Genomic DNA, 19,768 nt, shown 5'->3' with positions numbered 1-19,768 from the left:
CCAGCCCCCTGTACAGGTCGCTACGCGCGTAGATATGCTCCCCTGGTGACCATGCCCACCACTGCTCCCGCATTTTCCGACGCGACGGCGTCCGACAGTGCGCTGCGCCGCTTCCTGTTCGGGCTGCCCGGCGTCGACGCCGTCGGCCTCGAAGCGCGCGCCGCCGCCCTCGGAACCCGTTCGATCAAGACGACGGCCAAGGCGTACGCCATCGATCTCGCCATCTCGATGATCGACCTGACGACGCTGGAAGGCGCGGACACCCCGGGCAAGGTCCGGGCTCTCGCCGCCAAGGCCGTCAACCCCGACCCCACCGACCGCACCACCCCCCGCACCGCCGCGGTCTGCGTCTATCCCGACATGGCGGCCACCGCCGCCGCCGCGCTGGCCGGCTCCGGTGTGAAGGTGGCGTCCGTGGCGACCGCCTTCCCGGCGGGCCGCGCCGCGCTCGACGTCAAGCTCGCGGACGTCCGCGACGCCGTGGCGGCCGGGGCCGACGAGATCGACATGGTGATCGACCGGGGGGCGTTCCTCTCCGGCCGGTTTTTGAAGGTGTACGAGGAGATCCTCGCCGTGAAGGCGGAGTGCGGGGCCGCCCGCCTCAAGGTGATCTTCGAGACCGGTGAGCTGTCCACGTACGACAACATCCGCCGGGCCTCCTGGATCGGGATGCTGGCGGGCGCCGACTTCATCAAGACCTCGACCGGCAAGGTGGCCGTCAACGCCACCCCCGCCAACACGCTCCTCATGCTGGAGGCCGTCCGCGACTTCCGTGCGCAGACCGGCGTGCAGATCGGCGTGAAGCCCGCCGGCGGGATCCGCACCACCAAGGACGCGGTGAAGTTCCTGGTCCTGGTGAACGAGACCGCGGGCGAGGACTGGCTGGACCCGCACTGGTTCAGGTTCGGTGCGTCCAGCCTGCTCAACGACCTGCTGATGCAGCGCCAGAAGCTCAGCACCGGCCGTTACTCCGGCCCCGATTACGTGACGGTGGACTGATAGCCATGGCATCCGCATTCGATTACGCACCGGCGCCGGAGTCCCGCGCCGTCGTCGACATCGCGCCCTCCTACGGGCTGTTCATCGACGGCGAGTTCACCGAGGCCGCCGACGGCAAGGTCTTCAAGACCGTCTCGCCGAGCAGCGAGGAAGTCCTCTCCGAGGTCGCGCGGGCCGGCGCGGCGGACGTGGACCGGGCTGTGAAGGCGGCCCGCAAGGCGTTCGAGAAGTGGTCGGCGCTGCCCGGCTCCGAGCGCGCCAAGTACCTGTTCCGGATCGCCCGGATCATCCAGGAGCGCAGCCGCGAGCTGGCCGTTCTCGAAACCCTCGACAACGGCAAGCCGATCAAGGAGACCCGCGACGCGGACCTCCCGCTGGTGGCGGCGCACTTCTTCTACTACGCGGGCTGGGCCGACAAGCTCGACCACGCGGGGTACGGGGCCAACCCCCGTCCGCTGGGCGTGGCCGGTCAGGTCATCCCGTGGAACTTCCCGCTGCTGATGCTCGCGTGGAAGATCGCCCCGGCGCTCGCCACGGGCAACACGGTGGTCCTGAAGCCCGCCGAGACGACCCCGCTCAGCGCTCTGTTCTTCGCGGACATCTGCCGCCAGGCCGGACTGCCCAAGGGCGTCGTCAACATCCTCACCGGTTACGGGGACGCGGGCGAGGCCCTCGTCACGCACCCGGACGTGAACAAGGTCGCCTTCACCGGCTCGACCGCCGTCGGCAAGGCCATCGCGCGCGCCGTCGCGGGCACGGACAAGAAGGTCACCCTGGAGCTGGGCGGCAAGGGCGCGAACATCGTGTTCGACGACGCGCCGATCGACCAGGCCGTCGAGGGCATCGTCACCGGGATCTTCTTCAACCAGGGCCAGGTCTGCTGCGCCGGTTCCCGGCTGCTGGTCCAGGAGTCGGTCCAGGACGAGGTGCTGGACGCCCTGAAGCGCCGGCTGTCCACGCTGCGCCTGGGCGACCCGCTGGACAAGAACACCGACATCGGCGCGATCAACTCCGCCGAGCAGCTCGCCCGGATCACCGCCCTGGTGGAGACCGGCGAGGCGGAGGGCGCGGAGCGCTGGAGCGCCCCCTGCGAACTGCCTTCGTCCGGTTACTGGTTCGCCCCGACGCTCTTCACGAACGTCACCCAGGCGCACACGGTGGCCCGTGACGAGATCTTCGGCCCGGTGCTCTCCGTCCTCTCCTTCCGCACCCCGGACGAGGCGGTCGCCAAGGCGAACAACAGTCAGTACGGCCTCTCGGCCGGCATCTGGACGGAGAAGGGCTCCCGCATCCTCGCGGTGGCGAACAAGCTCCGCGCGGGCGTCGTCTGGGCCAACACGTTCAACAAGTTCGACCCGACGTCGCCGTTCGGCGGCTACAAGGAGTCGGGCTACGGCCGCGAGGGCGGCCGCCACGGCCTGGAGGCGTACCTCGATGTCCGATAACAACCGACTTGGCGTCTTCAAGACCTACAAGCTGTACGTCGGGGGCAAGTTCCCCCGCTCCGAGAGCGGCCGGGTGTACGAGGTGAGCGACTCCAAGGGCCAGTGGCTGGCGAACGCGCCGCAGTCCTCCCGCAAGGACGCGCGCGACGCGGTCGTGGCCGCGCGCAAGGCGTTCGGCGGCTGGTCGGGCGCGACCGCGTACAACCGCGGCCAGGTCCTCTACCGCGTCGCGGAGATGCTGGAGGGCCGCAAGGACCAGTTCGTCCGTGAGGTGGCCGCCGCCGAGGGGCTGTCGAAGTCCAAGGCGGCGGCCGTGGTGGACGCGGCGATCGACCGCTGGGTCTGGTACGCGGGCTGGACCGACAAGATCGGGCAGATCTCCGGCGGGGCGAACCCGGTCGCGGGCCCCTTCTTCAACCTCTCCACCCCCGAGCCGACGGGCGTGGTCGCGGTCCTCGCACCGCGGAAGTCGTCGTTCCTCGGCCTGGTATCGGTGATCGCCCCGGTCATCGCGACCGGCAACACGGCGGTCGTCGTCGCCTCGGCCGACGCCCCGCTGCCCGCGCTGTCGCTGGGCGAGGTGCTGGCCACCTCGGACGTGCCCGGCGGCGTGGTCAACATCCTGTCGGGCGTGACGGCGGAGCTGGCGGCCCCGCTCGCCGCCCACCAGGACGTCAACGCGATCGACCTCACCGGTGCGGACGCCGCCCTGGCGAAGGAGCTGGAGATCGCGGCGGCGGACAACCTCAAGCGCGTCCTGCGCCCGCCCGTCACTCGCCGCCACCCCTCAACCGAGGCGCAGAGCGCCGCCCTTCCCTCTCCGGCGGACGCGGACGGCGCGTCGGAATCCGCGGACTGGTCGGCCTCCCCGGACACGCACCGCCTGACGGCGTTCCTGGAGACCAAGACGGTGTGGCACCCGACGGGCGCCCTGGGAGCCGCCGGCTCCTCGTACTGACGCACACCCGATGCCCGGACGGGGCCGCCCTCCCACCCCGGGGCGGCCCCGTCCGCCGTTGGTCCGCGCCGGGCGTCAGCCGGTGGTCCGCGCCGGGCGTCAGCCGGTGATGAGCCCGGTGGCCGTCCCCACCACCGGCAGGTCGCTCAGCGAGCCGCCGCTGGTGATCGGGTCCGTGAGGACGGCCGTGGTCAGCGGCTTGAAGTCCGCGATCTGGGTGCCCACGGCGTTGTCCAGGGGGTCCACCCCGGTGTTGGCCAGCGGGTCCAGCTGGAGGTCGGCGATCGGGGCGATGCTGCTGGCCAGCGAGGTTCCGAGCGCGCTGGTCACCGCCGGTCCGGCCGTCTCGCCGACCGCCTGGAGGGCCGAGGCGCCCTGGTCCGGGATCTCCGCCACCGGGGGCAGCTGGACGGCCCCCGCGGAGCCCGCGCCGGCCCCCAGGGCGGCCCCCAGCGCGGTGAGGGTCAGACCGGCGCGCAGCAGGGCGCGACGCTCGGGCTTACGTGCATGAAGTGCCATGTTTTCCACCTGATCGACCTGGTCGGGTAATCGTCTGTGCGCGCAGAGTAGTTGAGGTGTGATGCTGGATACCAACAGGAGACCCGAGGGGTCCCCTGCGCGGGTCAATGCCTCACACTTCTGTTCTGTGAGTTCCCAACCGATCCCGACCCGCGTCGTCCTGCTCGCGGGCCCCTCCGGCTCCGGCAAGTCCGTCCTGGCCGCCCGCACCGGTCTGCCGGTGCTGCGCCTGGACGATTTCTACAAGGAGCACGACGACCCGACACTGCCCCGGGTGCCGGGCTCCACGGACATCGACTGGGACTCCGCCGGGTCCTGGGACGCGGACGCGGCGGTGGCCGCCATCGCCGAGCTGTGCCGGTGCGGCCGTACGGACGTCCCGGTGTACGACATCGCCACCAGCTCCCGTACGGACCACGAGACCTTCCACATCGAGCGGTCGCCGCTGTTCGTGGCGGAGGGCATCTTCGCGGCGGACATAGTGGAGCGCTGCCAGGACCTGGGCCTGCTGGCCGACGCGCTGTGCCTGCGCGGCCGCCCGTCCACCACGTTCCGCCGCCGCCTGGTGCGGGATCTGCGCGAGGGCCGCAAGTCGGTGCCGTTCCTGCTGCGGCGGGGCTGGCGGCTGATGCGGGCCGAACGCCGCATCGTGGCCCGCCAGACGGCCCTGGGGGCGTATCCCTGCGGCAAGGAGGAGGCGCTGGGGCGGTTCGCCGCCGCGGCGGCGGGGCGGTGCCGGCGGGCGGCCGTGGGGGCGCCGGAGTAGGGCCTTTCAGCCGGCCGCGGGGGCGGCGCAGCCGAAGGTCTTGGCGGCGGCCTTCGTGAAGGGGGCGACGTAGGCGTCCCGCTTCGGAAGGTCCTCGTGCCGCTTGCTCGCCTCCAGGTACTGCTGCCCCGATTCCACCGCCAGGTAGAGAGAGCCGCCATCCGCGCAGGGCAGGATGAATCCGACACCCTTGTCGACGATTTCGGCTTCCCGGCCGTCCGGCGTCGTGCCCTTGGCCGTGCCCGGGAACTTCCGCATGGCGTCGATGAGCAGCGGGTCTCGGGTGGCGGAGTACTTCATGAAGCCGTCCGCACGGACAAAGCCACGCGTCTCATCATCCAGAGTCAGCTTGCAGGCCCACAGGGCGGCGGGGGCCTGCTGCCCCTCTTCGAGCACCTTCGTCCCCGTCGGCACCTGGCCCGCCACGGTCAGGCCGTCCAGGCCGCACACCTGTCCGGCGGAGACCGGGCGGGCGTCGTCGGAGCGGGGAGGCACGAGCGTCCCGGGCTTCTCGGGGAGGTCACCGCACTTGGTCCGGGCCGCGATGGTCCGTACGGTGTCGGTGGCCAGGGCGGCGAAGGCCGTGCGGTCGGCAGCCGGTTCGGTGATGCTGAACTCGGCGACCACCGGCCGGTCGGCCCAGCACTTCTCGGGCAGCATGACCCACGCTTTGTACGCATTGACCCCGCCGGTCACCTCGCCGGTGAAGAACGAGGCGCCCGGCGGGTAGGGCTCGCTTTCGAACGCCAGTGGGTCATAGCCCCGTACCCCCCAGAGCCGGACAGTCAGCCCGCTCTCGCCGGAACCGAGGACGACGGACGACTTCTCGACCCTGCACCTCGCATCCGTCAGGTCGTCGTCGTCCAGACCGTCCCCTTCGGCGTCCAGACGCCCGGACCCCGGAAGAACAGCGTCCACCTGCTCCGCCGAGACCAGGTCCCCGCAGAGCCGGTCCGCCGTCAGTACGTTGGTGTTGCGCCAGGCGTGCAGCAACCCCGCGATCACCACGACCACAGCGGCCACGACCGCCCAGACCTTCCACGCCGGACGCGTACGGCCTGCTGCTCCTGCTGTGCTCACGTGCTCACTTCCTTGTTCGCAGGGCCGAATACGCTTCCTCACGGCCGGTGATGTAGCTCTGTCCCGCTTCCTGGACGGCGTTCCGGACGGCGTTGCTCTCCTTCGCGGCCCCACGCGTGTCGGCCCAGTCCTGGATAAGGCCGTTCGTGCTGGTGACGCCCCACGCCGTCTTCTCGCTGACCTGGCCCTTCGCCACCAGTTCCGCCTCCTCCGCGGCACCGACGGACCACTCGTACATGGCGGCGTCCACGGCCCGCTGCGCGATGTCGCCGGCTTGCGGAATCATGTTGGCTACCGCCCCCAACCCGTGGTAGCCGTAACGCGCCTGGTCGTTGATCTTCCCGATCTCGGCGTCACGGACGTCGAGGATCATGTCCGTGGCGATGGCGTTCATGCCGCCGAAGGCCTGTCCCACATCACGTGACCTGACATCCCAGCCGGTCACGTTCTCGGTCAAGCTGCTCTGGGGAACGCGGTCACCCGTGTCCAGGTACTCCACCGCGTACTGGCGCTGCGCCTCATAGAGGGCGTCGAAGACCCGGATGGGATTCCCCTCCTCGTCCTCACCGACCACCCCGTCGGACACACCACGCATCACCCGCAGCAGACTGGCCTTGTCGTTGGTGATGGAGGCGCTGTCGCCCGATCCCTCGATGTCGTCCAGGCCGCTCGGGCTGCCCGGCGCGTACCCACCCAGAATCGCGTGCGTATCCGCCGTGTAGTCGTTCAGCACGCGGCCGAGCGGCACCTTGAGGTTCTCGGGGACGGTGTCGCCCTTGGTCCCCTGGTCCAGCGTCGCGATGATGCCCTGCATGACCCGGGCCTGCCCCTCGCTGTGCGGCCCCGGTTTGCCCAGCGGCGCACCCGGCTCGTTCCCCGTCGCGCCGGCCTCCAGCGCGAGCCCCAGGCCGTGGCGGCTGAGCGGGTCGTCGGTGGTGATCACCCTGGGCCCGGCCACGACGTGCTCCTTGGGCCACTCCCGCGCCTCGTCGCCGTTGCCTACGAGGTAGTCGAGGTGCGCCTGCCCGTGGTCCAGGTCCGGGTCGAAGAAGGCGGTCGACGCGTCGGGGTTCTTGCTCATCACGCCGAGCAGGCTGTCGAGCGCGTCGGCCCGGCCCTCGCGGTGGTTGCCGCCCCACTGCTGGAATATGGCGCTGTTGTCCTTCTCGGCGGCGATCATGTCGTCGCCGAGCTTGTTGAGGAACTGGTCGTCGAACGGCACGTCGGCGTGCGTCATCATCTCGACGAACGGGCGGTAGCCGTAGAGCGGGTTGGTCTTCGAGTCGAAGTTCTTGGCGCCGGACTCCTTGAGGCCGTCGGTGAACTTCTTGTAGAACGCGCCGTCGCCGCTGCCCAGCCATGCCTGGTACTTCGCCGAGCCGGGACCGGCGTCCGCCATCGAACCCGGAACCTGGGTGGCCGTCGCCACCGTGTTGGCCAGTCCGCCCATCAGCCTGGTGGACTGGGCCCCGGAGGCTCCGCCCTCCCGCTCCCGGTCCGACAGGACGTCGCTCAGCCTGATGGTGTCCTCGGGGCCCAGCTTCGTCAGCAGGGACTGGCTGAACGCCTTGTCACCGGCGTTGTCCCGCATCGAACGCTCGAACTCGGTCAGGTCGGCGGCGGAGACCTTCTTGCCGTCGATCAGGCGGTCCGCGATCTCCTCGGTGTTCCGCGCCTCGTACTCCTCGATGTCGCCGACGGGCTTCGCGTTGAAGCCGTTCATCGTGCCGTCGGTGACGTCCGAGTCCTTCACGACCGCCTTCAGGGCGATCTCCACCCCGGTGTCCGCGTCCGTCACGTCCGCGACCAGCCGGTCGATCGCCCGCTGCCAGGAGGCGACCGCGTCCCGCACCGACTTCTGGTAGTCCGGGTCGTGGTGGTAGGCGTTCCGCGCTCCGTCGCTCAGGGTCGTCGTGTCGAAGGCGACCAGGCCGCTGTCCGACACCTTCATGTCGGCCTTCAGGGCGTCGGCCCGCACCGCCTGCAGCTTGCCCTTGAACTCCGTGAACTGGGTGTGCGCGTCCCGGAGCAGGGAGGCGATCGCCTTCGCCTCGGCCTGGGCCGCTCTGTACTCGTTGAGCGTGATGCGGAACCGCGCGTTGGCGGCGTCCGAGCTCTGCCCGATCCAGGTCGGCTGCAACGTGATGCCCTGGACCTCTTTCTCGTACTCCTTCTCGCGCTTGCCGAGCTCGCCGGCCATGCCCGTCCACTTGTCCGCGGCGGTGGTCAGGGCGGACAGGTCCGTGGTCATGATCTCGTGATAGGTGGGCATACCCTTCCCCCCGTTGTCCGGATTACCCGATGAACTGCCGAATCGGCTCTTCGCGCCCCGCGGCCGGTCAGTAGCCGTCGATCGCGGAGGGCGGGCGGAACTGCTGCCCGGACAGCAGGTCCGACCCCTGGAGGTTCAGACGGGCCCCCAGGAGTCCGCTCTCGTCGCCGTCGAGCCGTTTCAGCATGGCCTGCACCTGCTGTTCCCAGGTCTTGTGCGCGTTCTTCAGCGCGCGTGAGGTGACCCATCCGTCGCCGTCCTTGGCGCCGAACGCCTTGACGGCTGCGGAGGTCTCCTCGTCCGCATGGGCGCCGGCCACCTTGGTCTGGGGCTTGATACGCGTACGGATCGCCTCGGCCGCGGCCTTCTTCCTCGCCGGGCTGGTGGCCAGCGAGGGGACGCCGGGAGCGAACGGCGGCGCGTAGCCGGGGGCGTACGGGACCTGGACCGACGCGTTCGGGTCCTGCCCCGGCGCGAACGGCCCGTACACGGGAGGCGACGAGGGATCGAGGGGAGCCTCGTTGAGCCGCATCGACGTCGGTGCGTCGCCCGCCCCGGCCGTCCCTGTCGAGTCGCCTGCCTGGCCGCTCACTTGCCCCCCATGGATTACTTCGAGCCACCCGCCCGTGGCGTGGCCTGTTCAGACTAACAAGGGCCTCACCAGCCCCCGTGGCCCCCTTGGCCCCACGGAAAGCGGGGCCGTACAGGACCCCCCGGCCCGTACGACCCCGCTGTTTTTCCCCCGTGCCCCGCGCCTCCCCCGAAGCGACGGGCCGATCCCCCGTGGTGGTTCCCCCGAACCCCCTCGGTCCCCGTTTCCTTACTGCCCCCCGTGCTTCCCCCGTACCCCCGTACTCCCCCGTGGCCCCCGCCTCCCCCGAGACGGAGGGCCCAGCCTCAGGCCACCAACTCGCCGAAGGACTCCTGCTCGTCACGTCCGAAGCTGAGGACCTCGTCCTCGCGCAGCCGGCGCAGGGAGCGCCAGATGCTGGACTTCACCGTGCCGACACTGATGTCGAGGATCGACGCGATCTCCGGGTCGGTGCGGCCCTCGTAGTACCGCAGGACCAGCATCGTGCGCTGGAGTTCGGGCAGCCGGGCGAGCGCCTGCCACAGCACCGCCCGCAGCTCCGTGCCGCGCATCGCGTCCGTGTCGCCCACCGTCTCCGGCAGCTCCTCGGTCGGGTACTCGTTGAGCTTGCGCCTGCGCCAGGCGCTGATGTGCAGATTGGTCATGGTGCGGCGCAGATAGCCGCCGACCGCCGCCTTGTCGCTGATCCGGTCCCACGCCCGGTACGTCGAGAAGAGGGCGCTCTGCAGCAGGTCCTCGGCCTCGAACCGGTCACCGGTCAGGTGGTAGGCGGTCGCGTACAGGGAGGCCCGTCGCTCCTGGACGTAGGCCGTGAACGCCGCTTCGGCGTCCGCGTCTCCCGTCCGGGCCGTGCGGTCCCCCGTGGCCTCCCCGTACGCGCTCGCCGCCCCCTTGGGCGCGTCGAGCACCCTCATGTACGGCATGCGCACCTGCTCCGCCGCCGTCTGGTGCTGACGCCCGGCGCTCCGAACACACCCCCGTATCCCCCCGAGCTCTCGGCTGCGCTCGAGCAGGGAGGTACCCCCCGTGGCGCCGGACTTCTCCGTGCTCCGCCCGACGTCGTGGAGACGCGTGACAACTGCGCTTGAGCTGGTGCTGTGCAGTGCGTTCATCTCGCGCCCCCTATCGGTGGAGTCCGTTCGTTCCCTGTTGTCGAAGAGCTTGCCGGGGCAGTTTCATGGCGCTGTCCCCCGACTGTCACAGGCCTGTCACAGGGGTGGTCGGGGCCGTGCCCGGACAATCGGACCGGGCCACAGGTCGAACTGAAGCGCCACCATGGGCCAGAATGACGTCCGTGCCTTTCCTGTTGCTGATCGAGGACGACGACGCCATCCGCACGGCCCTCGAACTCTCGTTGTCACGCCAGGGCCACCGTGTGGCCACCGCGGCGACGGGAGAGGACGGCCTGGAGCTGCTGCGCGAGCAGCGGCCCGACCTGGTCGTGCTGGATGTGATGCTGCCCGGGATCGACGGTTTCGAGGTGTGCCGGCGTATCCGCCGCACCGACCAGCTGCCGATCATTCTGCTGACCGCGCGCAGCGACGACATCGACGTCGTGGTGGGACTGGAGTCCGGCGCGGACGACTATGTGGTGAAACCCGTCCAGGGACGGGTGCTCGACGCCCGGATCCGGGCGGTGCTGCGCCGGGGGGAGCGCGAGTCGACCGACTCGGCGACCTTCGGCAACGTGGTGATCGACCGGTCCGCCATGACCGTCACCAAGGACGGTGAGGATCTGCAGCTCACGCCGACCGAGCTGCGGCTCCTGCTGGAGCTGAGCCGCCGACCCGGCCAGGCCCTGTCCCGGCAGCAGTTGCTGCGCCTGGTGTGGGAGCACGACTATCTGGGCGACTCCCGTCTGGTGGACGCCTGTGTGCAGCGGCTGCGCGCGAAGGTGGAGGACGTGCCGTCCTCGCCGACCCTGATCCGTACGGTGCGGGGCGTGGGCTACCGGCTGGACTCGCCTCAGTGACCGAATCCGCCAAGCGGTCCCTGCGCGCCGGTCTGCGCTGGACCAGTCTGCGGCTGCGCCTGGTCGTGGTGTTCGCGCTGGTGGCGCTGACGGCCGCGGTCTCCGCTTCGGGGATCGCGTACTGGCTCAACCGCGAGGCCGTGCTGACCCGTACCCAGGACACCGCGCTCGGCGACTTCCGGCGGCAGATGCAGGACACCGCGGCCGAGCTGCCGACCCGTCCCACCAAGGACGACCTCCAGCGGGCCGCCGGTCAGATGGCGTCCAGCTCCCCGGGTTACAGCGTGCTGCTGGTGGCCGAACGCGAGCGCGGCAAGCCGATCGTGGGCTACTCCGACCTGGACAGCTTCACCCGGGCCGACGTGCCGGACTCGTTGCAGGAGCAGGTGGCCCGCAAGCAGTCGCTGACGTCGAGCAACGAGCACGAGTACCACCTGTTCTGGCAGCGGACGAGCATCGCGGGCACGCCGTATCTGGTCGCCGGTACGCGGATCATCGGCGGCGGCCCGACCGGCTACATGCTCAAGTCCCTCGACCAGGAGCGGCAGGACCTCAACTCGCTGGGCTGGTCGCTGGCGATCGCCACCGCCCTCGCGCTGGTCGGCTCGGCGCTGCTGGCGCAGGCCGCCGCGACGACGGTGCTGCGTCCGGTGCAGCGGCTCGGCGACGCGGCCCGCAAGCTCGGCGAGGGCAAGCTCGACACCCGGCTGGAGGTGTCCGGCACCGACGAACTCGCCGATCTCTCCCGTACGTTCAACAGGACGGCCAGCTCGCTGGAGAAGAAGGTCGCGGACATGAGCGCGCGGGAGGAGGCGAGCCGCCGGTTCGTCGCCGACATGTCGCACGAGCTGCGGACCCCGCTGACCGCGATCACCGCGGTGGCCGAGGTGCTGGAGGACGAGGCGGACACCCTCGACCCGATGATCGCGCCCGCCGTGCATCTGGTGGTCAGCGAGACCCGGCGGCTCAACGACCTGGTGGAGAACCTGATGGAGGTGACCCGCTTCGACGCGGGCACGGCCCGGCTGGTGCTGGACACGGTCGACGTCGCCGACCAGGTGACCGCGTGCATCGACGCGCGGGCCTGGCTGGACGCGGTGGACCTGGACGCGGAGCGCGGCATGATGGTCCGGCTCGATCCGCGCCGGCTGGACGTGATCCTGGCCAACCTGATCGGCAACGCCCTCAAGCACGGGGGTTCGCCGGTGGGTGTGCGGGTGCGGACCGAGGGCGAGGAGCTGGTCATCGAGGTACGGGACCACGGTCCGGGCATCCCCGAGGAGGTGCTGCCGCACGTGTTCGACCGGTTCTACAAGGCCAGCGCCTCCCGGCCGCGGTCGGAGGGCAGCGGGCTCGGCCTCTCCATCGCCATGGAGAACGCGCACATCCACGGCGGCGACATCACGGCGGCGAACTCCCCGGACGGCGGTGCCGTCTTCGAACTGCGGCTGCCGCGCGACGCCGAGAAGCTCGCGCACCACGGCGAACCGGGGGCCAACGCCCCGGACGGGAACGGGGCGACGTGAAGCACGGCGATGTCACGTACCGGCGAGGCCCGCTCCGGCGGCGTACGGCAGCCTCGTTGGCGGCCGTACTGGCGGCCGCGGCGCTGGTCTCCGGGTGCGGGATCCGTACGACCTCGGTGCCGGTGGACGCGGGGCCCGCGCCCTCCCGGGTGCCGTGCCGGCTGTCCTCATCGGACGTCGCCACCCGGTCGCCGGACACCGTGAGCACCAGGGTGTATCTGGTGTGCACCTCACAGCTGGTCACCGCGGAACGTCCGGTGGCGGCGGACGCGACCGGCACCGACCCCCTGGTGGTCGCCCGCGCGCTGCTGGCGGAGGTCCAGCAGGCGCCGTCCGCGAACGAGCGGCGGGCGGGGTTCACCACCGCGGTTCCGGCGGGGCTGCGGGTGGCCCCGGCCCGGGACGGCGACCCGGCGGGCGCCGTACGGCTCAGCAGCCTGCCGGAGGACCTGTCGGCGGAGGCGCTGGCCCAGCTGGTGTGCACGTACGCGGAGAGCGAGGCGCTGGTCCGGGACGGCTCGGTGGTCCTGGGCGGGCCCGGGGACTACCCGCCGCGCGGCTATCTGTGCACCTCGCAGACGAAGTCCCGGCCGGGCGACCTGGCCACGCCGGACGGCGTCCGGCTGGACTGACGCGGGTTCCGGGCGGTCCGCTGCTCTTCCGGCCCGGGAGGCGGGCCCGCCCGGTAGAGCCGTCCGGGAGGCGGGCCCGGGCGAGCCGTCCGGGAGGCGGGCCCCCGGGCGAGCCGTCCGGGAGGCGGGCCCCGGTGGCGCGGAACCGATCCTGCCGGTCGCGGCGTCTTGGTGGACGTGCGTCACAGTCCGGACGGCGAGACCGTCATCCACTTCCGCGCGGCGGGGGTCACTCTCCTTGTCGCGCATCTGCTCTTCGTCGGGTGGCTGACGCTGCGCCCGCTGGACGTTCCCTGGATCACGGCGGCGAATTTCGAGCCGCTCGCCGGGATCAGGGCGGACCTCGCGCTGGGACCGGCCGAGGCGGCCCGCCGGATCGGCGGGGGGTTGTCGCTGCTGGCCCCGCTGGGGGTGCTGCTGCCGATGGCCGGGGGCCGGATCTTCGTCTCCCCCTGGGTCTCACTGCTGCGTACGGTCGCCGCCGGCGCGCTGATCTCGCTCGCCATCGAGCTGGGGCAGACCGGGGTGCCCGGTCAGATCGTCGACATCGACTCGCTGCTGCTGAACACCACCGGGGTGGTGCTCGCCCATCTGCTGGTCGTCCCGGTCTGCCGGGCGCGGCTGCGCCGCCTGGGCCTGCCGGGGGTACGGGACCTGCCCTGCTACCGGCAGGAGACCCGCCTCAGGGACGAGGCCCCTGGGGGATCGACCCCGACGATTACCGGGGTCGGTCTCGCCCCGTAGAGCGAGGCTTTGTCCCCCTTCGCGGCGCACCATGGATACATCGGGGAGCGCACGAGGCCGCTCCTCACACCACGGTTCGCGAAGGAGCCCACCATGGCCGCACTTGTCCGCCCCCGCGAAGGCCGCATGATCGGCGGAGTGTGCGCGGGCCTCGCCCGGCGCTTCGGCATCTCCGCCAACACGATGCGCGTCATCTTCGTCGTCTCCTGTCTGCTTCCCGGCCCGCAGTTCCTGCTCTACGTGGCGCTGTGGGCGCTGCTGCCGTCGGAGAAGTCCGCCTCCTCCGCGACGGCCTGGTGACGCGCCGGACCACGGGGAGCAGACGGGGAGCAGACCGGGAGCAGATACGCACAGTGGGGCGCACACCCTGGATCAGGGTGTGCGCCCCACTGGCGTGTACGGGTGGCGCCGGTGGCCCGGCGCGCGGGCCGGGGCGTGGTCGCCCGGCCGGGGATCAGCCGGCAGCCTCTCAGCCGCCGAGCGGGATCCCGTTGGCGGTAAGGCCCTTGGTGGGCAGTCCGCCGAGCAGGCCGGCGACCGGGGCGGCCGCGTCGGTGGCTTCGCCGCCGAGGACCTTGCCGACGGTCTCCTGGACCGGCGCGTTCTGGGCCGACTTGGCGACGGTGTCGAGCGCCATCGTCGAGACGGGGAGCACCCCGGCCGCGGCCTCCAGCGGCAGCGAGGGGGCGGCGGAGGCGCTGCCGGCGGCGGCAGCGGCGAATGCGGCGCCGAGAGCGGCGACACCGAGAGTCTTGGCAGCAGACTTCTTCATGGAGAATTCATCCTTGGGGAAGGGGATGTGAGCGGCTCTGCAAGCTAGCCATCCCGCTGCCCCTGCCGCAAACATCCCGACACGCGGAAAAGGGCCGGGTTTTCCCTTCCCGGCCCTTTGACCTATCGGGTCCCTCAGCCCGCGGAGGCTGCGGAGCCGCTGGTCACAGCGGTCTGACGGAAGAGCCACTCGGACTTCAGCTCCGCGTATCCGGGCTTGACGACGTCGTTGATCATGGCGAGACGTTCGTCGAAAGGAATGAAAGCTGATTTCATCGCATTGACGGTGAACCACTGCATGTCATCGAGCGTGTATCCGAAGGTCTCGGTCAGCCGCTCGAATTCCCCGGTCATGCTCGTGCCGCTCATCAGCCGGTTGTCCGTGTTCACGGTGATCCGGAAGTGCAGCTTGCGCAGGAGTCCGATCGGGTGCTCGGCGTACGAGGCGGCCGCACCGGTCTGGAGGTTGGAGGTCGGGCACATCTCCAGCGGGACGCGCTTGTCCCGTACGTAGGAGGCGAGGCGGCCGAGGGTGACCGAGCCGTCCTCGGCGACCTCGATGTCGTCGATGATCCGCACTCCGTGGCCGAGGCGGTCGGCGCCGCACCACTGGAGCGCCTGCCAGATCGACGGCAGGCCGAAGGCCTCACCCGCGTGGATGGTGAAGTGGTTGTTCTCGCGCTTGAGGTACTCGAACGCGTCGAGGTGGCGGGTGGGCGGGAACCCGGCCTCGGCGCCCGCGATGTCGAAGCCGACGACGCCCTGGTCGCGGTAGCCGTTGGCGAGCTCGGCGATCTCCAGCGCACGGGCGGCGTGCCGCATCGCGGTGAGGAGGGCGCCGACGCGGATGCGGTGGCCGTGGGCGCGGGCCCTGCGCTCGCCCTCGCGGAACCCCTCGTTGACGGCCTCGACGACCTCTTCGAGGGTCAGGCCGCCCTCCAGGTGCTGCTCGGGGGCGTAGCGGATCTCGGCGTAGACGACGCCGTCCTCGGCGAGGTCCTCGGCGCACTCGGCGGCCACCCGGAACAGCGCGTCACGGGTCTGCATGACGGCGCAGGTGTGGGCGAACGTCTCCAGGTAGCGCTCCAGCGAACCGGAGTCGGCGGCCTCGCGGAACCAGACGCCGAGCTTGTCGGCCTCGGTCTCGGGGAGGGAGTCGTAACCCTGCGCGCGGGCCAGCTCGACGATGGTGCCCGGCCGCAGGCCGCCGTCGAGGTGGTCGTGGAGCAGCACCTTGGGGGCGCGCCGGATCTGGTCGGAATCAGGGACGTTCGGGGTCTGGCTCGTCATCTTGGCACTCTAGCGCCTACGCGCGTAGAGCGCCCGGTGTCGATGCGTAACAGTGACCGCGAAGTCGGGTGGAGTACACCTCTCCTTCTGACACTGTTCTGTCATGGGACAGCGCGCACTCTCCTCGCCCGACGCCAGGCTGGGACGGGCCGTTCGGACGGCCGGAACGATGGACGAGGTCAGCGGCGTGGTGCTGCTGCTCCCGGGCGGCGGGGCCGACGCGCACCGTCGCCCCTCCCCCCTGTCGTACGCGGCACAGCTGCCGTTCGCCCGCTCCCTGGCCCGCGCCGGGGCGGGCGACGGGCTCGCGGTGCACGTGCTGCGCTACCGCCGCCGGGGCTGGAACGCGGGCGACGCGCATCCCGTCGAGGACGCCGCGTGGGCGGCCGACGAGGTCCAGCGCCGGTACGGCGACGTACCGGTCTGCCTGGCCGGCCACGGGATGGGCGGGCGGGCCGCGCTGCGGGCGGCCGGGCACGGCGCGGTCACCTCGGTCCTGGCGCTGGCCCCGTGGCTGCCGGAGCAGGCGTCGGCCGAACCGGAGCCGGTGAGGCAACTGGTGGGCCGACGGGTGCTGATCGTGCACGGCACCAACGACGAGCGCACCGACCCGGAGTTGTCCTACCGGCTGGCCGAGCGGGCGAAGAAGTCCAACCGGGACACCTGCCGCTTCGAAGTCCATTCCGACGGCCACGCGTTGCGCCAGCACCGTTCCGAAGTGATGGCGCTGGCCGCCGACTTCGTGCGTGGCTCGCTCTTCGCCCGGTCCTATGCCCGCCCGGTCGCGGACGCGCTCGCCGCTCCGCCGCCGCTGGGGCTGCGGATGCCGCTGGCCGCCGGGTTCGGCCGGTCGCTGCGGCACTGAGCGCACGCCCCGCCGGGCGTCCGCTCAGTCCGGCAGCAGGTGGCCGCGGCGCGAGAGCAGGAAGCGTTTGAAGGCGGCGACCGGCGGGGTGTCGGGGTGGCCGTCCAGCCAGGCGACCCCGATCTCGCGGGCGGCGCGCGGTGCGGTGACCGTCAGCTCGACGACGCCGGGGCGGGCGACCGCGGGCGGCGGCAGCAGGGCCACCCCGAGCCCGGCGGCGACCAGCCCGCGCAGGGTCTCCGCCTCCTCGCCCTCGAAGGCGACCCGGGGTGTGAAGCCCGCCTCCGCGCACAGGTCGTCGGTGATCCGGCGCAGCCCGTAACCGGGCTCCAGGGTGACGAACGTTTCGTCGGCGGCCTCCGCGAGCCGGATGCGCCGGCGGGAGGCCAGGCGGTGGTCGTCGGGGACCACGAGGCGCAGCCGCTGTTCGTCGAGGCGGCGGGCGACCAGGTCGGGGGCGTCGGGCACGGGTGAGGTGAGGCAGAGGTCGAGGCCGCCCGCGCGCAGCCGTTCGATCATCGCCTCGCCGTAGTTCTGCACGAGCTGGAAGCGGACCTTGGGGTGGTCGACCCGGAAGGCGCGGATCAGGGCGGGCACGGTCTCCGAGCCCATGGTGTGCAGAAAGCCGAAGGAGACCCGGCCCGCCGTCGGGTCGGCGTCCGCCCGGACCGAGTCGGCGGCCTTCTCCACCTCGGCCAGGGCCCGTTCCGCCGAGCCGAGGAAGGTGCGGCCCGCCGGGGTGAGCGAGACGGTGCGGCCCCTGCGGGCGAACAGTGCGACGCCCAGGTCCGCTTCGAGCCGGACCATGGCCCGCGAGAGCGTGGACTGCGGGACGCCCAGCTCCTGTGCGGCGCGGGTCACATGCTCGTGCCGGGCGACCGCCTCGAAGTACGCGAGGCGGGGCGCGAGCACGGCCCGGATGTCTTCTTCGTAACTACTGGGTGACAGCCGAGGCCCTGAGCTGCGTTCATGCGCCATGGGATTGATTATCGCAGTTCTGTGCATTGGACGCATGAAACGTCTCGCTCTACTTTCGACGTATGCCTCCCGCCAGTACCGGGGCATCCACCATCGTCGTGGATGCCTCTGCCCCGCAGTCCCCCGTCACCACCACCGCCGAGCCCGCCGCCGCCACCCATGAGCGTCTGGAGCCCGGCCGCCCCGGCTACCGCCGGATGAGCCTCGCCCTCTTCGCCGCCGGTGTCGCGGCCTTCGCCCTCCTCTACTCCACCCAGGCGCTGCTGCCCGCGCTCTCCGCTTCGTTCGACGCGAGTGCCGGGCAGGCGAGCTGGACGGTCTCGGCGGCGACCGGGGCGCTGGCCCTGTTCGTGCTGCCGCTGAGCGCGCTCTCGGAGCGGTTCGGGCGGCGGCAGCTGATGACGGCGTCGCTGGCGGTCGCGGTGCTCGTCGGGCTGCTGGTGCCCTTCGCCCCCTCGATGGGCGCGCTGATCGCGCTGCGCGCCGTCCAGGGTGCGGCGCTCGCCGGACTCCCGGCCTCCGCGATGGCGTATCTCGCGGAGGAGGTGCGGCCCAAGGCGCTGATCGCCGCGATCGGACTGTTCGTCGCGGGCAACAGCATCGGCGGTATGAGCGGGCGCATCCTCACCGGCTGGGTCGCCCAGGCCTGGGGCTGGCGCGCCGCACTGGCGGCGGTCGGGCTGCTCGCGCTGGCGTGCGCCGTCGCGTTCCACTTCCTCATCCCGAAGGCCCGGAACTTCCGTCCCGGTTCGCTGAACCCGAAGGCCCTCGCGAAGACCGTCGCCACGCATCTGGCCGACCCGCTGCTGGTCCGGCTGTACGCGATCGGCGCGCTGTTCATGACGGTGTTCGGCGCGGTCTACACGGTGATCGGCTACCGGCTCGTCGAGGAGCCGTTCAGCCTGCCGCAGGGCGTCATCGGCTCGATCTTCCTGGTCTACCTGGTAGGCACGGTCTCCTCCGCCGCCGCCGGACGTCTGGTGGCCCGCCTCGGCCGCCGGGGCGCGCTCTATCTGGCGGTCTCCACCACGGCCGCCGGGCTGCTGCTCTCGGTGGCCGACCGGCTGGCCGCCGTACTGCTGGGCCTGGTGCTGATCACGGCCGGCTTCTTCGCCGGGCACGCGGTCGCCTCGTCGTCGGTGAGCCGCACCGCGACGACGGGCCGGGCACAGGCCTCGGCGCTCTACCAGTCGGCGTACTACCTGGGCTCCAGCGCGGGCGGCACGCTGGGCGCGGTCGCCTTCCACGCCGGGGGCTGGACGGCGACGGTGGCGCTCGGGCTGCTCGCGGTCCTCGGGGTCGTCTCGATCACCTTGTACGGGACCCGGGTGGCGCGCGCGGAGCGGCGGGCGCTCGTCCCCGTCGCACGCTGAAGCACAGGCGGGCACTCGTCCCCGCCACGCGCTGAAGCACAACCGAGACATGCCGGCGCGCAACCACCGCCCCCCTTCGCGCGTCTACCATGCGTAACCAAGAACGCACTGTGGGCGAAGGGGAGTTGGCGCGCATGGGAGTCACGGCGAAGATATCCGGAAGACCTCTGCGACGAGGGGTGGCCCTGTCCGTCGCCGGACTGGTGGCCGCTCCGGCCCTGGTCCTGGGCACCGGCACCGCCGCCCACGCGGCATCCTGCACCACGTCGGTGGGACCGCACCAGAAGCAGGTCGAGAAGTTCCTGAAGCGGCCCGTGGACGGCAGGCAGTCGACTGCCGACTGCAAGGCGACCCAGAAGTTCCAGAAGAAGCACGGGATCACCCCCACCATCGGCTACGCCGGTCCGCTGACCTGGCGCACGATGAACACGATGCTCGCCCAGAAGGCGGCAGGGAAGAACCCCAACAAGGCGAAGAAGTGCCCCACCAACAAGGGGCGCATCGCCTGCGTCGACCTGACGCGGCAGCTGAGCTGGATCCAGGACGGCAAGAAGCTGAAGTACGGACCGGTGCCGGTGCGGACCGGCCGGAACGGCGTCGAGACCCGGACCGGGTCCAAGAAGATCTACTGGCGCAACATCAAGCACTGGTCGACCATCTACAAGGTCTGGATGCCGCACTCCCAGTTCTTCGACGGCGGCCAGGCGTTCCACTCGGTCACCAAGTCCATGTACAACCCGCCGGGCTCCGGCGGCTGCGTCAACATGCGCCCCGCCGACGCGAAGGCATACTGGAAACTGCTGAGGAACGGCGACGACGTCTACGTGTACGGGCGCAAGCCCGGGACCTGAGCGACGCGCCGGGAGCACTTCCCGAGGGGTGCCGGACTCCGTGGCCATGGCGTGGGGCACCCCTTGTCCTCTTTCCGCCCCGGCTGTCAGTGGCCTGCGGTAGCTTCCGACGTACCGGGTGACGGATGCCACAGC

At 71.3% G+C, this 19,768-nt stretch carries 20 protein-coding genes; 12 read left to right on the top strand and 8 right to left on the bottom strand.

Annotated features, from left to right (window positions below):
• Positions 1 to 51: 51 nt before the first annotated feature.
• From deoC to D581_RS0104510, 3 genes are read left to right on the top strand one after another with little or no spacing between them, the layout of a single operon-like run.
• Positions 52 to 999, top strand: coding sequence for a deoxyribose-phosphate aldolase (gene deoC, locus D581_RS0104520; RefSeq protein WP_018956043.1), 948 nt, complete (start codon positions 52 to 54; stop codon positions 997 to 999).
• Between the two features lie 5 nt (positions 1,000 to 1,004).
• Entirely contained in the window at positions 1,005 to 2,444 is a 1,440-nt protein-coding gene (locus D581_RS0104515; protein ID WP_018956042.1) for an aldehyde dehydrogenase family protein, read from the top strand.
• Positions 2,434 to 3,402, top strand: a complete 969-nt coding sequence (locus D581_RS0104510) for an aldehyde dehydrogenase family protein (protein WP_018956041.1) — start codon at positions 2,434 to 2,436, stop codon at positions 3,400 to 3,402. Before D581_RS0104515 ends, D581_RS0104510 begins: the two co-directional genes overlap by 11 nt.
• 99 nt (positions 3,403 to 3,501) lie before the next feature.
• On the opposite strand, the gene D581_RS0104505 is transcribed toward D581_RS0104510, so the two are convergent.
• Positions 3,502 to 3,921 (bottom strand): hypothetical protein, encoded by a 420-nt coding sequence (locus tag D581_RS0104505; protein WP_018956040.1) that lies wholly within the window; start codon positions 3,919 to 3,921, stop codon positions 3,502 to 3,504.
• Positions 3,922 to 3,982: 61 nt separating this feature from the next.
• Between D581_RS0104505 and D581_RS0104500 the strand changes: the two genes are divergently transcribed.
• Positions 3,983 to 4,687: a hypothetical protein gene (locus D581_RS0104500; protein WP_026290201.1), complete on the top strand. Its 705-nt coding sequence runs from the start codon at positions 3,983 to 3,985 to the stop codon at positions 4,685 to 4,687.
• A gap of 6 nt (positions 4,688 to 4,693) precedes the next feature.
• On the opposite strand, the gene D581_RS0104495 is transcribed toward D581_RS0104500, so the two are convergent.
• The 4 genes from D581_RS0104495 to D581_RS01000000136860 form a co-directional block, all read right to left on the bottom strand.
• Complete coding sequence (locus D581_RS0104495; protein WP_018956038.1) at positions 4,694 to 5,710, bottom strand: hypothetical protein; 1,017 nt, start codon at positions 5,708 to 5,710, stop codon at positions 4,694 to 4,696.
• Between the two features lie 61 nt (positions 5,711 to 5,771).
• Complete coding sequence (locus tag D581_RS0104490; protein WP_018956037.1) at positions 5,772 to 8,039, bottom strand: hypothetical protein; 2,268 nt, start codon at positions 8,037 to 8,039, stop codon at positions 5,772 to 5,774.
• Between the two features lie 67 nt (positions 8,040 to 8,106).
• Positions 8,107 to 8,571 (bottom strand): hypothetical protein, encoded by a 465-nt coding sequence (locus D581_RS0104485; protein WP_026290200.1) that lies wholly within the window; start codon positions 8,569 to 8,571, stop codon positions 8,107 to 8,109.
• A 365-nt stretch (positions 8,572 to 8,936) separates the two neighbouring features.
• Entirely contained in the window at positions 8,937 to 9,743 is an 807-nt protein-coding gene (locus D581_RS01000000136860) for a SigE family RNA polymerase sigma factor (RefSeq protein WP_026290199.1), read from the bottom strand.
• A gap of 182 nt (positions 9,744 to 9,925) precedes the next feature.
• Here D581_RS01000000136860 and afsQ1 point away from each other — a divergent pair, with 182 nt between their 5' ends.
• The 5 genes from afsQ1 (at position 9,926) to D581_RS0104455 (ending at position 13,805) form a co-directional block, all read left to right on the top strand.
• Positions 9,926 to 10,603, top strand: a complete 678-nt coding sequence (afsQ1, locus tag D581_RS0104475) for a two-component system response regulator AfsQ1 (protein WP_006127084.1) — start codon at positions 9,926 to 9,928, stop codon at positions 10,601 to 10,603.
• Positions 10,600 to 12,129: a sensor histidine kinase gene (locus D581_RS0104470; protein ID WP_018956034.1), complete on the top strand. Its 1,530-nt coding sequence runs from the start codon at positions 10,600 to 10,602 to the stop codon at positions 12,127 to 12,129. Before afsQ1 ends, D581_RS0104470 begins: the two co-directional genes overlap by 4 nt.
• On the top strand, positions 12,126 to 12,761 hold the full coding sequence (locus tag D581_RS0104465; protein WP_018956033.1) for a hypothetical protein: 636 nt from the start codon (positions 12,126 to 12,128) through the stop codon (positions 12,759 to 12,761). The genes D581_RS0104470 and D581_RS0104465 overlap by 4 nt, the downstream gene beginning before the upstream one ends.
• 171 nt (positions 12,762 to 12,932) lie before the next feature.
• Positions 12,933 to 13,505: a VanZ family protein gene (locus D581_RS0104460; RefSeq protein WP_018956032.1), complete on the top strand. Its 573-nt coding sequence runs from the start codon at positions 12,933 to 12,935 to the stop codon at positions 13,503 to 13,505.
• Between the two features lie 93 nt (positions 13,506 to 13,598).
• Entirely contained in the window at positions 13,599 to 13,805 is a 207-nt protein-coding gene (locus D581_RS0104455; protein WP_018956031.1) for a PspC domain-containing protein, read from the top strand.
• Positions 13,806 to 13,974: 169 nt separating this feature from the next.
• Here the strand turns inward: D581_RS0104455 and D581_RS0104450 are convergent, their stop codons facing one another.
• Both D581_RS0104450 and D581_RS0104445 read right to left on the bottom strand, forming a co-directional pair.
• On the bottom strand, positions 13,975 to 14,277 hold the full coding sequence (locus D581_RS0104450) for a hypothetical protein (RefSeq protein WP_018956030.1): 303 nt from the start codon (positions 14,275 to 14,277) through the stop codon (positions 13,975 to 13,977).
• A 134-nt stretch (positions 14,278 to 14,411) separates the two neighbouring features.
• Positions 14,412 to 15,566 (bottom strand): adenosine deaminase, encoded by a 1,155-nt coding sequence (locus D581_RS0104445; RefSeq protein ID WP_018956029.1) that lies wholly within the window; start codon positions 15,564 to 15,566, stop codon positions 14,412 to 14,414.
• A gap of 103 nt (positions 15,567 to 15,669) precedes the next feature.
• On the opposite strand from D581_RS0104445, the gene D581_RS0104440 reads away from it, so the two are divergent.
• Complete coding sequence (locus tag D581_RS0104440; RefSeq protein ID WP_051114538.1) at positions 15,670 to 16,431, top strand: alpha/beta fold hydrolase; 762 nt, start codon at positions 15,670 to 15,672, stop codon at positions 16,429 to 16,431.
• Positions 16,432 to 16,455: 24 nt separating this feature from the next.
• Here D581_RS0104440 and D581_RS0104435 read toward each other — a convergent pair whose 3' ends face one another.
• Positions 16,456 to 17,409 (bottom strand): LysR family transcriptional regulator, encoded by a 954-nt coding sequence (locus D581_RS0104435; protein WP_026290197.1) that lies wholly within the window; start codon positions 17,407 to 17,409, stop codon positions 16,456 to 16,458.
• A 62-nt stretch (positions 17,410 to 17,471) separates the two neighbouring features.
• Between D581_RS0104435 and D581_RS0104430 the strand changes: the two genes are divergently transcribed.
• Positions 17,472 to 18,782 carry an MFS transporter gene (locus D581_RS0104430; protein WP_018956026.1) on the top strand — a complete coding sequence of 437 codons (1,311 nt, stop codon included), beginning with the start codon at positions 17,472 to 17,474 and terminating at the stop codon, positions 18,780 to 18,782.
• A gap of 134 nt (positions 18,783 to 18,916) precedes the next feature.
• Positions 18,917 to 19,633, top strand: a complete 717-nt coding sequence (locus D581_RS0104425; protein ID WP_026290196.1) for a L,D-transpeptidase — start codon at positions 18,917 to 18,919, stop codon at positions 19,631 to 19,633.
• The last annotated feature ends 135 nt before the right edge of the window (positions 19,634 to 19,768 follow it).

The sequence above is a fragment of the Streptomyces sp. CNB091 genome, from assembly GCF_000377965.1.
The sequence above is the reverse complement of the archived record's forward strand: the minus strand, read 5'-3'. Positions and strand labels throughout refer to the sequence as shown.